Annotated in this window: 17 protein-coding genes; 4 read left to right on the top strand and 13 right to left on the bottom strand. The window is 52.2% G+C overall.

Annotated features, from left to right (window positions below; all coding sequences use genetic code 11):
- Window positions 1-5: 5 nt before the first annotated feature.
- Window positions 6-1,112: an efflux RND transporter periplasmic adaptor subunit gene (locus tag DB847_RS09490; protein ID WP_108650464.1), complete on the bottom strand. Its 1,107-nt coding sequence runs from the start codon at window positions 1,110-1,112 to the stop codon at window positions 6-8.
- 465 nt (window positions 1,113-1,577) lie between these two features.
- Here DB847_RS09490 and DB847_RS09485 point away from each other — a divergent pair, with 465 nt between their 5' ends.
- The 3 genes from DB847_RS09485 to DB847_RS09475 all read left to right on the top strand — a co-directional run bounded on the left by DB847_RS09485 (window position 1,578) and on the right by DB847_RS09475 (window position 2,981).
- Entirely contained in the window at window positions 1,578-1,907 is a 330-nt protein-coding gene (locus tag DB847_RS09485) for a hypothetical protein (RefSeq protein ID WP_108650463.1), read from the top strand.
- Entirely contained in the window at window positions 1,904-2,380 is a 477-nt protein-coding gene (locus DB847_RS09480; RefSeq protein WP_108650462.1) for a BUD32 family EKC/KEOPS complex subunit, read from the top strand. The genes DB847_RS09485 and DB847_RS09480 overlap by 4 nt, the downstream gene beginning before the upstream one ends.
- Before the next feature lie 127 nt (window positions 2,381-2,507).
- Entirely contained in the window at window positions 2,508-2,981 is a 474-nt protein-coding gene (locus DB847_RS09475; RefSeq protein ID WP_108650461.1) for a DUF1353 domain-containing protein, read from the top strand.
- A 1,769-nt stretch (window positions 2,982-4,750) separates the two neighbouring features.
- On the opposite strand, the gene DB847_RS09470 is transcribed toward DB847_RS09475, so the two are convergent.
- Window positions 4,751-6,490 carry an ABC transporter ATP-binding protein gene (locus DB847_RS09470; protein ID WP_108652948.1) on the bottom strand — a complete coding sequence of 580 codons (1,740 nt, stop codon included), beginning with the start codon at window positions 6,488-6,490 and terminating at the stop codon, window positions 4,751-4,753.
- Entirely contained in the window at window positions 6,490-8,229 is a 1,740-nt protein-coding gene (locus DB847_RS09465) for an ABC transporter transmembrane domain-containing protein (protein ID WP_108650460.1), read from the bottom strand. The genes DB847_RS09470 and DB847_RS09465 overlap by 1 nt, the downstream gene beginning before the upstream one ends.
- 162 nt (window positions 8,230-8,391) lie before the next feature.
- Here DB847_RS09465 and DB847_RS09460 point away from each other — a divergent pair, with 162 nt between their 5' ends.
- A complete protein-coding gene (locus DB847_RS09460) occupies window positions 8,392-8,571 on the top strand; it encodes a hypothetical protein (RefSeq protein WP_108650459.1) in 180 nt (59 codons plus the stop codon).
- Window positions 8,572-8,602: 31 nt separating this feature from the next.
- Here DB847_RS09460 and DB847_RS09455 read toward each other — a convergent pair whose 3' ends face one another.
- From DB847_RS09455 to DB847_RS09405, 10 genes are all read right to left on the bottom strand, one after another.
- Entirely contained in the window at window positions 8,603-9,148 is a 546-nt protein-coding gene (locus tag DB847_RS09455) for a hypothetical protein (protein WP_108650458.1), read from the bottom strand.
- Between the two features lie 10 nt (window positions 9,149-9,158).
- Window positions 9,159-9,548: an H-NS family histone-like protein gene (locus DB847_RS09450; protein ID WP_159084508.1), complete on the bottom strand. Its 390-nt coding sequence runs from the start codon at window positions 9,546-9,548 to the stop codon at window positions 9,159-9,161.
- 178 nt (window positions 9,549-9,726) lie between these two features.
- Window positions 9,727-9,984 (bottom strand): hypothetical protein, encoded by a 258-nt coding sequence (locus DB847_RS09445; RefSeq protein ID WP_108650456.1) that lies wholly within the window; start codon window positions 9,982-9,984, stop codon window positions 9,727-9,729.
- A 138-nt stretch (window positions 9,985-10,122) separates the two neighbouring features.
- A complete protein-coding gene (locus DB847_RS09440) occupies window positions 10,123-10,494 on the bottom strand; it encodes a hypothetical protein (protein ID WP_108650455.1) in 372 nt (123 codons plus the stop codon).
- Between the two features lie 107 nt (window positions 10,495-10,601).
- The gene (locus tag DB847_RS09435; protein WP_108650454.1) at window positions 10,602-10,895 is read right to left on the bottom strand and encodes a hypothetical protein; all 294 of its coding nucleotides are present in this window, start codon (window positions 10,893-10,895) and stop codon (window positions 10,602-10,604) included.
- Window positions 10,896-10,916: 21 nt separating this feature from the next.
- Window positions 10,917-11,120: a hypothetical protein gene (locus DB847_RS09430; RefSeq protein ID WP_108650453.1), complete on the bottom strand. Its 204-nt coding sequence runs from the start codon at window positions 11,118-11,120 to the stop codon at window positions 10,917-10,919.
- A gap of 395 nt (window positions 11,121-11,515) precedes the next feature.
- Window positions 11,516-11,791, bottom strand: coding sequence for a hypothetical protein (locus tag DB847_RS09420; RefSeq protein WP_159084507.1), 276 nt, complete (start codon window positions 11,789-11,791; stop codon window positions 11,516-11,518).
- Window positions 11,792-11,891: 100 nt separating this feature from the next.
- Window positions 11,892-14,357 carry an EAL domain-containing protein gene (locus DB847_RS09415; protein WP_108650450.1) on the bottom strand — a complete coding sequence of 822 codons (2,466 nt, stop codon included), beginning with the start codon at window positions 14,355-14,357 and terminating at the stop codon, window positions 11,892-11,894.
- A gap of 11 nt (window positions 14,358-14,368) precedes the next feature.
- Window positions 14,369-14,818, bottom strand: coding sequence for a response regulator (locus DB847_RS09410; RefSeq protein ID WP_108650449.1), 450 nt, complete (start codon window positions 14,816-14,818; stop codon window positions 14,369-14,371).
- Window positions 14,802-16,232: a sensor histidine kinase gene (locus tag DB847_RS09405; RefSeq protein WP_108650448.1), complete on the bottom strand. Its 1,431-nt coding sequence runs from the start codon at window positions 16,230-16,232 to the stop codon at window positions 14,802-14,804. Before DB847_RS09405 ends, DB847_RS09410 begins: the two co-directional genes overlap by 17 nt.

Genomic DNA, 16,232 nt, shown 5'->3' with positions numbered 1-16,232 from the left:
CAAACTCAGGGCTGCTTAATAAGCACTTTCTTCGCAGGGTCCAGCTGCTGCAAGCCGGTGGTGACAACCTGCTCTCCCGCTTTGAGACCCTGTGTGACCACAACCTGCTTACCATGGGGCATCCCCAGCTCAACCGGGCGTCTTTCAACATGCTGATCGGCCTTGATCACCCAGACATAGGCGCCCTGGCTGCCCATCACCACCGCTCGCTGTGGGATCAGAAGGGATTTATTGGCCGCACTCTTTTCAAGCATCACCTGCACATACTGGCCGGGCAGCAGCTTGTGATCCGGGTTCGCCAGCTCTCCCCGTACGGCAATGGTTCCGGTTCCTGAATCGACGCTGTTATCGACCGCAATGATCTTGCCCGTTTCGGGATAGACGGCTCCGGTCGAGAGTTTCAACTTGAGGGTTACGTTAGAGAAAGAGTCTTTACCCGCCTGGTTGGCAACATAAAGAGTCTCGGAAGGATTAAAGTCCACATAGATGGGATCCATGCGCACTATGCTTGCCAGAGGCTGACTGCTCTGATCCACGTAGTTGCCTACGCTGTATTTGGCAAAGCTCATCCGCCCGTCAAAGGGAGCGGTGATCTTTGTATAGCTAAAGTTGGTTTGGGCAATCTCAAGATCGGCCTGGGCATTGAGAAGATCCGCCTCGGCCTTTTTCTGATCGTTCAGCGCATTATCGTACGCCTCGCGAGAGGTCGAACCCTTCTTCAGAAGCCGCGCCTGACGCTTGAGACTCAGCTTGGCGTTGGCAAGCTCTGACTCCTGCTTTTGCAGCTGGGCCTTCGCCTGCTCAACCTCAGCTTTGTAAGGCTGCTCCTCTAACTGATACAGGAGCTGCCCCTTATGGACAAAGCCACCATCGGTGAAATCTTTGGCTTTGATAAAACCACCCACCCGGGCGATCAGACTCACCTCATCGGGAGAGACCAGATGGCCTATGATGGTTTTGGTAAAAGGGACCTTTTCGGCCTGCACCGTGGCCACTGTCACCGCATTGTCATTGGTGGCCTTCATGTCCATATCAAGTGCATAGGCATTGAAGGTGATGAGCCCGCACAATGCCCCCGCGATCAAGGTGCGCTTTACTCCTGTTTGCAGCATAGATTCTCCTCATTATTTTCCATTCAGAAGAGAGGCTTGTCCGGTCACAGGGCACCCTTGGTACTCCCACCATCATGCTCAGCTCTTCCTTGATACCAAACCTGACTCATCCAGACTAACACTCTTCTCATTTGATAGATACAAACGGCCCTGACGGCCCGGCTATAACAACCTACCGGGCAGATATTTAATCAGAAAGAGAAGATTGTCAATCATATGATTTATTTTTCAAATCAAAATAAGCTACATAAAAGTGGCTCATACTACATTTTTGTGTCTCCCTCCCCCACTCAAATGAGTCATTTCTTTGGATTTTGAGACACAAAAAGATGAGATATCACCAACCACAGACCCGGCGACATCATCAAGTCCCGGGATTTCAGCCGCCAGATTGCGGGCCACTGAAGAAGTCGTTAAAATCAGCGGATCGCATCTGCCCCATCAAGAGATATAAGAACCCAATCTATGAGCCAAGTCTGTGAGATAGCCACCGAATATCGTTCTGCGTTGACCCCTAGCCTGATAGAGCAATGGCGCTCACAAAATCCAGAGTCCGTTTCCAGCCGGGATATCGCGGGACAACGCTTTTGGCTCAAGCAGGCGGTGCCCAGTGAAAAAACCTTCTGGCATACCCTTGGAAAATGGATCCGTCCGCTGCTCGGTAGCAAACTTCTGGCCTCAAATGTCGATCTTGCGGCCGAAGAGCGGCTGGTGAAGGAGCGCGATGTGCTGCTGCGTTTAGGAAAAGCGCAGATGCCGGTGGTCAATTTAGCGGCCTGGGGGATAGCTGGATGATCACCCTGGATGGCGGGAAAAACCTGCAGCATGAGCTGGAACGGGGGGATAACCCGGGTTACTGGATGGAGCAAACCATGCAGGCACTGGGCAGCCTGCACCGTGCCGGGGTCGCCCATGGCCGCCCTGCGCTGCGGGACATCACCTGCAATGAAGCGCACACCGTCTGTTTTCTGGACTTAGAAGAGTATGTGGATAACCCCACCCCGGCGGTGATGGCCCGCGACTTTCTGATCCTGCTCAATGAGTTCTTTCGTGCACCCAAGGTCGATCCCCAGGCGATCGGCCAGGCGATCTGTAACTGGCGCGATCTGGCCCCCGATAGCGCATGGCTGTGTGCACTCAAGCTACACAAGCGCTTTCACTGGGTGCGCCACATCGCACGGCTGATCCTGCGCTTTAAGGATAACGAAGAGTCCAAGCGGATCATCCAGACCATAGCAGCCCTGGATCCTTATCAGCAGGGCAAATAATCCCGCCTAGCGCCAAATCGGTTTACCCTTGCCTTCTCAGCAAAGCATGAAGGATCATGCCTGTCTGAGAAGCAAATTGCCGCTAAACTCTCTATAGATATCACAGCTCTCAGGGACAGGAGGCTGTATGCAAGGGATTGCCTACAAGAAGGGCTACAAGTATCAACTCAGCCGGGATTACTCACTACAGATCGGGCTCAATCCCGAGCAGCCTATCAACACCCGATATATTACCCTGTCGACAGAGGGTGAGCTGCTGATTAAGGCCGGTTATGCCTGGGATGGCCCCTCGGGCCCGACCCTGGATACCCAAAACTTCATGCGTGGCTCCCTGGTTCACGATGCCCTCTATCAACTGATGCGCGAGCAACTTCTGCCCCCCAACTGTAAAGAGGATGCAGACAGGCTGTTACAGCAGCAGTGCCTCGAAGACGGAATGTCACGGCTTCGCGCCTGGTGGGTATACCGGGCGGTGCACTACTTTGGCAAATCCTCCACCGATCCGGCCAACAAGCGACCAACTCTCTACGCTCCCGAAAGTTACCAACGGCAGATGACTGAAGAGGGTAACCAAAGCCCCGAGACCGAAGCGGAAAGTTAACACCAGATGCCTGAAGGGGCCCCTGTTTCGCTTAAATTTACACAACGACGGGAACGTTCCCTACATGTGGGGTATTTTTGATTGAGATCAAGGCCAACCCTTAGCTACTCCCATAGTGTCGGACAGGTGTGATTTGCTTATCAAATATACGGACGTTGTCAGATATCTATTGGGGGATTGAGTATGTGTCGCAGTGAGAAAACTCTGGGTCAGGTATTATGGTGCTTAACCAGCTGGGCATCAGCCTGGATCGGGATCGCTTATGCTTTAGAAGCTATCGCATAACAAACCAGATAAGTAGCTATAGCGTTAATATCTATACCGCTTATCTGAGTGCTTTCTTTGCACCACTACTGCACAAGGTTTGAGTTTCCTAACCGTCAAGGAGCAAATGATTTTGAGGAAATATGCGAATCGGGGGACACCCTCGGGGTTGTTAGGGGGACTGGGTGAGCAAGTTCCCTTGACCCGCAGTCCGCGGCCGGACAAATGTGCCACAGGCACAAATTAAGCTGACCGCAAGTCAAATCACCATCATTGGTTGTGCTTCGTACGGTTAATCTGCAGCTACGCTGCATGCCGGTGCTGACCGGCGACAGGCGACAGGCAAGAAGGTGCGCCCGCCCGCACCCTCTTGCATCTCCCGGGGCGCCCCGGACCTCGCTTAATCCTCGGTTCACCTGATGATTGAAGCACCACGTAGACAGACCTTCCATGGTCTGGCTACGCTTTCGCAACGTCCTGTTGCTCAACTCCAATCCTCTATGTTTCACCTCGGCGCTCGCTCACGGGGGATCAAACTATCTCTCTTCGATTTGAAACCAAAGGTTCTGTGTCTTTGAAGTTTTCTGTTTCAGATCTGAAGTCAGAACAGAGAAACATTATTGATATCATCACTGAGCTAACTGATTGGGATTTGGGCCCCGTTTATTTGCGCCGAGGGTTTCAAGTAGGAGCAAAGGGTGAGTGGCAAGGATGCCACGAAAAGACAATCAGTACATGGAGGTACTGTTTGCCTGTACCTCTGCGAATTTGAAACTTGAGGATGAAGCAAATACCGGGGTGTCCTTGGGAGTGAAGAGGGTATTGGACAAGCAATACTCTCTGCCCGCGGCCGGGCAAATGTGCCGCAGGCACAAATTAAGCTGACCGCAAGTCAAATCACCATCATTGGTTGTGCTGCGTACGGCTAATCTGCAGCTACGCTGCATGAATGTCGGGGTCGCCCGACAGCGAGCAAAGGGGCAAACGCCTTTCCCCTTTGCAATCCCCTCGCGCCCCGGACCTCGCTTAATCCTCGGTTCACCTGATGATTGAAGCACCACGTAGACAGACCTTCCATGGTCTGGCTACGCTTTCGCAACGTCCTGTTGCTCAACTCCAATCCTCTATGTTTCACCTCGGCGCTCGCTCATGGGGGATCAAACTATCTCTCTTCGATTTGAAACCAAAGGTTCTGTGTCTTTGAAGTTTTCTGTTTCAGATCTGAAGTCAGAACAGAGAAACATTATTGATATCATCACTGAGCTAACTGATTGGGATTTGGGCCCCGTCTATTTGCGCCGAAGGCTTCATTGTTGATGAACGTATCAATCACACGGATGTGATTGAAGCGCAGCCAGAACAGGGACGTTCTGTCTGCAAGCTAGTGAATCTGATGAAGCATGAGGATGAAGCAAATATCGGGTGCCCTTGGGAGTGAAGAGGGTATTGGACAAGCAATACTCTCTTCCCGCTGCCCGCGGCCAGGCAATTGCGCAACGCAGCGGTTAGCCACCGCCATTTACCAGCCCCTGTTGCATCTGGTAGAGGTTGGCGTAGTGGCCCTCGCGCTCCATCAACTCAAGGTGCTTGCCCCGCTCCACAATTTCACCGTGAGCGAGCAGGATGATCTCATCGGCATCGCTAATGGTGGACAATCGATGAGCAATCGCCAGCAGGGTACATTGCTGGCGAAGCTCACTCAGGATACGCTGCAGTGCCGCTTCAGTCTGACTGTCGACACTGGCGGTCGCCTCATCCAGGATCAGCAATTTTGGCTCAGTGACCAGAGCCCTGGCAAAGGAGAGTAGCTGACGCTGACCGGCCGAGAAGTTCGCTCCACCGGCATCCATTTGGGTTTGCAGCCCCTCAGGCAGGCTCTTCACGTACTCTGCTAGCTGTACCCGCTCTAAAGCCCTCCAGATCCAAGCCTCATCAATCCCATCACGCTTGAGACTGATATTATCCGCCAGGGTTGCATTGAAGATGAAAGGATCCTGCTGCACCAGACCAACCTGTCTTCGAAGAGACTGGCTGGAAACGCTCCCCAGAGACTGATGGTCGATTGAGATCTCACCATGTTGAAAAGGATAAAAACCCATCAGCAGACTGATGATAGTCGATTTTCCGGAGCCGGTCTGACCGACGATCGCCAGCATCTTGCCGGGCTCCAGCGAAAAGCTAACCCCCTGTAAGATCCAGCTTGGCTCCTGATAGGCAAAGCTCACCGCTTTGAAGTCAACCCGCCCCTCAATAGACTCCAGGGGCTGGCCTGAGTCGCTCTCGACAGCTTCATCCATCAGGGCAAACACCCGCTCACTGGCGATAGCGGACTGCTGAAGCTGACTAAACTGACTCATCATCTCAATCACAGGCTCAAGCATCCGGCCCAAATAACTCAAAAAGGCGTACAGGACACCAACCTTGATCCCACCCGACAGTTCGGGAGTGACAAACAGCCACAACAAACCTATGGTCGCAAATATTTTTACCAGATCGACCAGGGGTCTTAGCAGCAGACCATCGATTTTGATGCTACGCATCCGGCTCAGCCGGTGCCTGTCATTGAGCTCGCTGAATTCACTGCTAAATCGCTGCTCCTGAGCCATCAAGCGAATCACCTCGATACCCTGCAGGGACTCACTCACCCGTGCGTTGATATCCCCGAGAAGAGCCCGGACTTTTCGAAAAATCGGCGCACTGAGCCGCTTATAGATCATCATCACCAGGATCAGCAGCGGTAACATCACAAAACAGATCAGCATCATCTGCCAATCGAGCAGCGCCATCGCCACCAGGGTCCCCACTAATAGCACTGAGTGCTGTAAGAAGGTGTTGATCACCTGCTGATAGAAGGTCACGATCGCCTGGGTATCATTGGTGATCCGCGAGAGCAGCTGACCTGTCTGGGCCCTGTCATAGTAACTGGCGGGAAGCTGTATCGCGGTTGTGAAAACCTCAGTTCGAATCGACACCACGATATTTTCCGCAGCCTGACTAAACAGGATAGACTGGAGCCAGGAGCTAAAAGCCGTCATCAATTTCAACACCAAATAGCCGACGGTCAGCCACAGCAGCGGACTGCGTTCAAGCTTCATCGGGGTCAGGTAATCATCGATAAATATCTTGATCAGAATGGGGCCGGTCACCTCCCCGACGGTAGCGATGAGAAGTAACCCGCCTCCCCACAACAACAGGCGCTTCTGCCCGCGACAGTAACTAAATAACCGACCAATCGCTCCGCCCATCATGCCTCCAGATCCTGCTCAATTCGCTGAAAACGAACCATTCGGGCATACCAGCCCAAATTCATCATCAGCTGCTGATGGGTGCCCCGCTCTGTGATAGCGCCCCGCTCTAACACCAGAATTTCACTCGCCAGCTCAACCGCAGACATGCGATGGGATGCGATAATCAGCGCCCTATCCTGACAGGCATTGAGCAGATGATTGAGGATCAGATGCTCAGTTCGCGCATCCACCGCGGACAGAGCATCATCCAGAATAAGGTAGGGAGCATCCAGTAACAGCGCCCGGGCAATGGCGATACGCTGCTTCTGCCCGCCGGACAGGGTGACACCACGCTCACCAACCTGGGTTTGATAGCCGTGCTCAAGTCGGCAAATATCCTGATCCACGCAGGCGATTCGGGCGGCCCACTCGATCTCCTCCTGGGTGGCGCCGGACTTGCCGATGGCGATATTTTCAGCGATGGTCATTGAAAACAAAAATGCCTGCTGCGGAACACAGGCAAATTGGGTCCGCACCTGAGCTAAAGGCAGCTGGCTCAGGGGAACACCCCCAAGCAAGATCTGCCCCCGGGAGGGATCGTCCAGGCGCATCAAAAGCTGCAGCAAAGAGCTCTTGCCCGCCCCGGTTCTGCCAACCAGCCCCAACATCTGCCCGGGTTGCAAAGAAAAGTCGATGCCGCTAAGGGAAAACTCATCAGATCCATAATGATATCCAAGCCCCCGTGCCTCCAAGGGAAAATGACTGGCAAACTCGCGGGGTGACTTTGGTTCTGCGACCCGGCTGTGTTCGGCCAGCAGGCGCTCAATCCGCTCACTTGATGCATTGCCCCGCTCAAGAAGATTAAATAGCCAGGCCAGAGCAAACATCGGCCAGATCAGCTGCCCCAGATAGAGAGTAAAACTGGTCAACTCTCCCAGGGTCATCTGTTTATCCACAATGAGATAACCACCACCGGCAACTGCGAACAGATAAGAAAACGCCACACACAGGTGGATCACCGGCCCAAACCGTGCGTCTAAACGGGCCACTCGCATATTGGCAGCCATCGCCTGTCGGGTTAGCCTTGAAAAACTCTCCTGTTCAAGGGATTCGACGGCAAAGGATTTAAGCACCCGGATCCCAGACAGGCTCTCCTGTACCTTATTGTTGAGCTCGGAAAATACATGTTGAGACTCATGAAACCCGCAGTAGATCTGTTGCCCGAGACGTCGGGTCAGGTACGCCATGACGGGCAGCGGCAGTAAGCTCAGGATCGTGAGTTGCCAGCTATAGCCACTGGCCATCACCACCAGCACCATAGAGCCCATCACCAGGGAGTCAACCAGGGTCAGGATCCCCTGGGCCGCGACCATCTCGACCGCCTGTACATCATTGGTGGCATGGGCCATCAACTCGCCGGTATTGTGCTTGCGGAAAAACCCCCGGTCCATCGCCAGAAAGTGTTGGTAGAGCTGATTGCGCAATAAGAAGCTCAGCCGATAGGAAGCCCCGAACAGTAACACTCGCCACAGATAGCGAAGGGCGTACACCGCCAGTCCAATTAACAGCAAGCTCCCGATGAATAGCAGAAATTGTGCGCCACTCAGCCCCTGGTGCAGGAACCGGTCAACCACCCGTCCGACGATCCAGGGTGGGATCAAGTTGAGCAAGGCAACCAGAAATAGCAGCGACACGGCAGCCAGATAACGACGCCAATAACGTTTAAAAAACCAGGCTAACCGGCAAAAAACCTTCATAGGTAACTCAAAAAAAAAGAGGAACTGCAAATGTAACAAACTCCCCCGACAGCAGCAATCTCTGTTGCAGCCAGCTGGGGAGTTAGAAGCAGAATTCATCCTGTGGGTGAGTCAGCCAGGATCCACTAAACTTTTAGTGAGCAGGTTAATGGAGGCGATAGCATGGTCATCAAAAGTCCTGAACAAGAGGCCAGAGCTGGCGATCTATACCAAGAGATAGATCAGGATGGAAATCTTCTGGATAATTATCTTCGGGTGATGGTTGATGGAGCACTTCCTAAGACCCGGGATCCCGAGCACCACTGGAAGCTGGTGCAGCGTAGCTATGACAGAGATGAGTAGCAAACGGAACATCGGGACAAACCGCTTCTTCTCAGGATGTTTGTCCCTCTTGATCCATCCAACTCTCAGATAACAGATACTGCCAGCGCTCGGCTGTTTTTTTCGGCGTTCGCTTGGCGCGGCGGATCATCCGCAGGGCACTGCGGTGGCCAACTTCATTGGCATACCTTTGCCACTGGTGCTCATGGCACTGCTGCATCACCTGAGCTCCCAACCGGGAGAGCGCTCCCGAAACACCACGATACAGAGCATAGATCTCCCAGGCATCCCAGGGCATCATCAGCTGATTATGGCTCGGCGCAAAAAAAACATCACACAGCTCCTGGTGGCGTTCGCTCTTCGATTTCACCCAGCCATTATCCGTATGTAGCGCCTGCTGAACTCGGCTGAACACTAATTCACAAATCCGCTCAATCACGACCAGTTGTTTCTCTTCCGCCTGGCGAATGACGGCTTGTAGCAGCTCATACTCACTGTCAAACTCGCCATGTCCCTTGCAGATCCGACAGCGAGACATCTCCTGATGATCAAGCCCGGAGCCCATGCATTCATAACAACGAAGGTCGATGATCCCCATACAGCAGCCCTCACAACCTGATTAAAAACTCATCCAGACGATGCCCCTCGTGTAAAGCGCGTTGAATCACCTGAGGCTGACGTCCATAGCCATTCCAGGTGTGGATGACACCTCGCTCATCCCAGTAACGGTAACGCGCCGGATGTTTACTACTTTTACCATTGAGTTGTTTAAACAGATCTCCTGGACTGATGCCATCTGCAAGTCTGTTTTGAAGGTATTGCGCAATATTCATTTTTTGACGGGAACGAGACTCGGCCTCGCGCTCCTGATCGCACCTCAGCTCTTCAACCAACCGGCTCAGCTTTTTCACGCCCATTTCAAGCTGCTCAAGCGTCAATTTTCGGCAGTGGGAACGCAGACGACGAATATTCAGCAATGTCTTTGAAAAGTCACTCATCATGCATCCTCAACGACGAGCCCCGGCTCCCTACCTCAACGGCAGGGAGCCAAAGCACTCTTACAAAACATGCGGGTTGTTACTTACAGCATAGCACCGAACGATAACAGGGCCCTGTTGTATAAGGGGTTTCGTGACACATCACTCACTAGAACACTTTCGGATTATCCCGGGTTGCTTATAAATCAAAAAACTCCATCCCGCTAAGCTGCTCCAACCACGAAAAGTAGATCCACCAGAGCAAAGCGGTTAAAAAGATCACACCGATGTAGAAAGCTGAATACTCTAAAACCCCGCGTGCCGGGCTCTGGTTAGAAGCACTCTCCCCCATGTCGCACCATAATTGTTCTATCCAGCCCATGAAGTTGATGGATAGGTAGAGTATTGCAAAAAAGCCAAATCCTAGGTTGATCCAATTGATAATCTCGATAGCCATCCATAGCCCCGTGCTATCCTAAAGAGGCTCAACATAGAGAGTTTGCCTGTACAGGGCAATTGACAGAAATGACACAAAACCCGGCCCACTGAATCATCCCGGGCATCTAAATGACCACCAAGTGCTAAAACAGCAGGGTTAAGAGGGCTCCTCGTTCTTGAGATCTTTTTCAGATCTGAAAATCTGCATCACCTCCCGGATGTAAGCACACTCACACTTTGCCTGGCACCTGACTAGCTGGTTCACATCTTGGCAGTAGAGCGGGCACTCCGGGCCACCGGCTTTGCGCTCGGTGTAAAGAGCGCCATGGTAGAGATCTTTAAAACCCCCGACCTCAAGGGCCAAGGTAGACTGACACTCCCCGGTCTGATGAGTAAACAGGAATAACCCTTCGTCAAGATTCTGAAAGTCGGCCTTGTATCCAATGAGGATGACATAGGGATCAGCAATAAACTCGGCTCTGGTTTTCCATTGATGAGAGCACATTGAGCATTTTTTGAATCCCTGCATCAAGACTCCATTGTCAGATCTGACAGGTTTTTGTCACAGTTTTAGTATAGACCCACAAAGTGAGCCATACGACTCAGATCAACAAAGTCAGGAACCCTCTGCACCCGTTAAAAAAAGTCCGACACATCAAGGATATGCTTCGCCGAGAATTGAGCCTCCATTCCGGTATGCTTAGGTAACCCGGGATTCGCAGCCCCCCGGGTTGGATAGTTCAGTCCGGGAATGATCTTCTTAACCTCTCCCTTAAAACTGTGCTCATCGGCAGCCGTGATCTCCACCAGATAGCAATAGGTCTGGTTTAATGTGGTAAGCCAGGCTCTTTGTTTCTCAGCTCTGACCTCCAGTAAGAGATCCTGAGCCCTGTTCCAGATATTATGAGTATCCCATCCAAGCTCCATCATCCCTGAACCCTTATCCTGTCTCTAATTGATTACAAGTTTCTGCCTGATCTCAGCCACCAGCTCACCGCTCACAATCCCGGAATCAATGGCCCATGACATCCGGCCATCTGAGGCTCTCTCTGCGATGGTCAAAAGCGATGCAGCCAGGATTGTACTTGCAACTTCGACTCCCTCCTCGGCTTCAATCTCTTTGAGAGCCTGGACTAGCCTCTGTCGTGCGTTCATACCTGCTCCAGTCAAATAGTTGGCTCCAAACAGGTACTAGCACGGAGTAGGCCAGATAGAGGGATGAGAGATAAAAAATCCCCACCCTGAGGATGGGGATCACAGTGGTAGAATTCGACACAGCCGGCGACCAGAGGCCTGGAGAACCGTTGCAAGCGGCCGCCAGCTATAGAGCAATGGTAGTTAAACACAGGATAGATTGGCATGAGGTTTTCCCCTTAAAACCCGCTGTGCCCTGCCGAGCTTGCAAGTATGCTTCTGCAGCTGGCAACTTGTTCCATCAGCAAGGCTGAGGAGATGTGGGGATTCCACATGAGCATCAGCTCACGCGGGTGGGGAAGAAAATAGCCCGGACGTGATTTTAGAATTAGAAACCGCAGCAAAACCGAACAGGATTAGTCACTCTTTTGAAGCTCAGTTTTCGCCTTTTCATAAGCCCTCAAAACCGCTGGGTCACTACTCTTGTTGGTCGCTGACTCACAAACCACCAGGGCAGACTTATATCTCTTTTTCGACACCAGCCGCAGACACTTTCTGGCTTCATGGCGGGTTTTGAGTATCTCCCTTTCTGTCGAATCAGAGGTGCGCTGGGTTGCCACATAGATATGCAGCCCCACGGGTGCCAAAAACAGTATCAGGATACATGTCACTATGATAATTATGTTAGACACAGTCCGCTTCCAGCTCTCCTGCTCGCCTATTTAGTATAGATATAGCCCATCCCTGCTCCTATGGGGCGAAAAGTAGCCCCGGAAGTATACAGAGGATCCATCAGTTGTTAGTTCTTAATACCTGTAGTGGCACCCCCTGTTTGAGAAATCTTTCGCAAAACTCGTTGGGAGACAGGGGCTGACTCAACAGGTAACCCTGGATCTCATCACACTGGTTGCTATTGAGAAAATCAAGCTGCCCTTCATCCTCAACGCCCTCGGCCGTCACCTTACAGCCCAAACGATGCGCCAGATCTATGGTTGCCAGGGCGATCACCGCATTGTTTCGGTTCTTGGTGACATCCGCGATGAAGGATTGATCGATTTTAAGATTATCGATCGGCAACTCACTGAGATAGGTCAGGCTTGAATAACCGGTCCCAAAATCATCCAGGTAGATCTGTACCCCCAGCTCCCGTACCGAAGATAAAATGAGCTTGGCCTGAAGCGGGTCACCTATCAACAGGCTCTCTGTCACCTCAATCCCAAGGGCGGTGCCGTTTAAGCCATGGCGCAATAGTGCCTTAGATATATCATCGAACAGGGTTCCCTGACAGATCTGAGGGGCGGCCACATTCACCGCGATACAAGGCGGCACCAAACCATCGTCGAGCCATTGGCGGATCTGCAGACAACACTGGTCGATGATCCATTGACCAATATCGATGATCGATCCTGTGGTTTCTGCAATCGGTACGAAGCGGCCCGGAGGGATCAGCCCCAACCTGGGGTGATGCCAACGGATCAGAGCCTCTGCCCCCACAAGATCGCCGGTTCTGGCATCCGCTTTGGCCTGGTACACCAGCTCAAATTCCTGGCGCGACAACGCCTGGCGAAGCTCTCTTTGCAGCCAGAAACTATCCTTGAGCCTGTCATTTTCATCGGCCTCAAAAAACCGCAGCCCCTCCGATTGGGACTCCGCGATCTGCAGGGCGGCCTGAGCATGGCTTATCGCTTCTTCTGCATCAAAGGCATCACGCCCCAACCAGCTGACCCCCAGTACTGTGCTTAACAGCATATCCTGATGCTCTACCAGATAGGGCTCGGCCAGGCGACTTTGAATTTTATCTAAGAGTAGGATCACTTCGCTCTCATTGAGGCTGGGATCGGTGACGATCACAAACTCCTGAGAGCCGAAATAGAACAGCTCTCCGCGCCACTCCACCAGCTCGCCAAGCCGGACACTGGCATCCGAAATCGCCTGATCGCCGGCCTGGATCCCGCACAGGGCCAGAAACTTATCGAACTCCTGAAAGCGGATACAGACACAGACCGAAGGGCGCAGCTTCAAAGCTCCTCGGCTGTCCTGGGTTCGGATCCGCAGAAGCTCCATCAACTGCTCGCGGTTCGGCAATGAGGTAATGGGATCATGGGAGACCAGGTACTCAATCTTACGCCGGGTGTGTTCCTTTTCAGAGATATCCACAAACATGGCAATGTAATGGGTGGTATCTCCCTCCTGGTTGCTCACACAGGAAAATGTCATCCACACCGGAAATTCGGCACCATCCTTACTCAGACAGATGATCTGCCCCTGCCAGTAGCCATCAAGCTCCAGTGAGTTCCACATCTCCTGATAACTACAGGTCGGCTGAATTGCAGCGTGCAGGAAGCGGTAATCCTGCCCCTCCAGCTCCGCCGACAAATACCCCGTCATGGTGCAGCAGGCTCGGTTGGCCAGTAAAATACTGCGGCTACTACTCAGGACCATAATCCCTTCGGTGCAATAATCCTTAATATGTTTCCATAGCCTGAGCTGAAACATATTTTCCCGATGATCCGTAATATCACGAAACACCAGCTGGGCCGAAGATTGTCCCCCATCATTGTGTAACCGCCCGGAGATCCGCAGCAAACGCTGATCATCCAGGTTGCTTTGTGTCTTCACCTCCAAGTCATCAAAGGGCAGGCCTGTTTCAAAGAGCTCCGCAAGCTGGTTGGTAAAAAACTCGGCACAATCGGGCATCAGCAGGGAAGCAAATGACTGCGGAAGTGACTTATGAGTCTGCTTGAGAATATGTTGCGCCGTGTCATTGAGATAAAAGATCGCCTCCTGAGACACCAGGGCGATCCCATCCGGAAGCATGGAGATAAGGTTACGGTGACGCAGCTCACTCTCTTTGAGTTTTTCAAGATAAATGATCCGTTCCTGACGAACCTTTGCCTCTCCAAGCTCGCGCTCCAGCACCCCAGGCAAACGCTCCAGGTTATTCTTCATCACATAATCATGAGCCCCCAGACGCATCAGCTGAACCGCCTTCTCCTCACCTATCATCCCGGAAACCATGATAAAGGGGCAGCTGAGTTCCGTTTCTTTATAAAGAGCCAGCGCATCGCCCCCGGTAAAATCGGTCAGGTTGTAGTCGGAAAGGATTGCATCCCAACGCTTCTCTTCCAGGGCTCTGCAATAATCATCACGACAGTCAACCACATGGAAACTCACATCCATCCCCTGTTTTTTTAACTGCCGCTGGGTCAGAAATGCATCGTCTGGGTTATCTTCCACAATCAGGATCTGATAGCTCACCGTGATGCCCCTTATCGAATTTCCGATGGCAACTCATTGAGTACCATCCAGTACATTCCCATATGCTTGACCGCATCCAGAAATTCGTTGAAATCTACCGGCTTGCGTACATAGCTATTACACCCCTTCTCATAGCCCTGGATCAGATCACTCTCCTCTTTGGATGAGGTCAAAATACACACAGGGACCAGCTTGGTCAGGGGTGACTTACGGATCTGATCCAACACCTCAAGCCCCCCAACCTTGGGCAGGTTAAGATCAAGCAAGACCACCCCAGGGAGATCGTAGGGATCGCGCTCGGAATAGTCGTTTTTGCAAAACAGATAGTCGAGTGCCTGCTGACCATCGGTCACAACTCGCATCTCATTGAGTAGTTTCGCTTTTTTGATGGCCCGCCGGGTTAACAGGACATCATCCGGGTTATCTTCAACCAATAAAATATGTCTAGCTTCCTTGTCCATTGCTCTTTCCCTCCAGTCTCAGATAAAAACGAGCCCCCTGGCCCTCTTCACTCTCAGCCCAGATCTCTCCCTGGTGACGGTTTACGATCCGCTTACAGATCGCAAGCCCGATCCCGCTTCCGACAAACTCGTGACTGCCATGCAGACGCTGGAATGGTGTAAAGAGTTTATCAATCCGGCCGGTGTCGAATCCGGCACCATTATCCTGGATACAGATCACCCCCTCCTCAGAGCAGATTACCTCCACACGAGGGGACTCCACCTTGCTGGTAAACTTCAGCGCATTTCCCAGCAGGTTCTGAAACAGGACCCGTATCAGCCCGGGATCACCACACAAGCAATTACAGGGCTCCACAGAAAACTGCACCTCGGGCCCCAGCCTCTCGTTGGTTAGCTCACTCCAAATTCCCTGGAGCAAGGTTTGCAGATCGATATTTTCACGCCAGCTCATTTCGCGCCGTCCCACCCTGGATAACATCAGGATGTCATCGATGAGACTCCCCATCTTTTTCGCCGCATTGCGGATCCGCTCCAGGTAATCCCGGCCAACCTCATCGAGTGATTCCCCATAATCTTCGAGTACCGCCTGACTAAAGCCATCTAAAGAGCGAAGCGGTGCCCGCAGATCATGAGAAACCGAGTAAGAAAAGGACTCCATCTCCGCATTTGCCTCCCGAAGCTGCTCGGTACTCGCCTTTAACTGCAGCCGCATCTTGTTGTAGCTACTCATCAGTGCCCCGATCTCATCATCACGGGCATAGGTGAGCGGGATATCAAACCGTCCCTCTCCCAGGGCGATCAGGGCGCCGCGGAGCCGGGTCAGGGGGATAATCACCCGCCGGTATAAAAAGATAAAACCAATTAGACCACAGATGCAGAAGATCAGGATGAGAAGGATCAGGGAGCCATAATTGAGCAGCAGGGTTTTCTTCCAGCTCATGTCATTGCGCTGAACGACCGTCATCAGCAGGGCATCACAGCTCTCCTGAAGCCCCGAAATAAAAGAGATCTGCAGCTCTCGCTTTTTCTCCTGAGCCGAGGAGAGCCTCTCTTTTCCAACCCAGAACTCAAGCTCCGTCAGCGAAACCTCCATCCGTTGCAGTCGGCTCTTCATCGCCCGCTTTTCATATTCAGAGAATTCATAATAATCCAGCGTCCTCAGGCCCCGATTAATTCTCTTCATCAGTTTTTCCATCTGAAGATAGGCGCGCCTGTTATTCAGGTGATGCAACTCATGAGTGATCCTGAACAGCAACCTGAAGTCTTTTTGGATCATCTGATAGTTTTTTTGGATCTCACTGTGCTGCACCTCCCGGGTATAGATAAAAACGAACAGAAGGTTAAACACCACCACAGATACCACAAAAGACACTGCTCCATACTTTGCAAAAGTGCTGAGAGTGACTTGTTTCAT

The sequence above is a fragment of the Dongshaea marina genome (genome assembly GCF_003072645.1).
GTDB classification, from domain to species: domain Bacteria; phylum Pseudomonadota; class Gammaproteobacteria; order Enterobacterales; family Aeromonadaceae; genus Dongshaea; species Dongshaea marina.
This window is presented reverse-complemented; position numbering and strand designations above follow the sequence as displayed.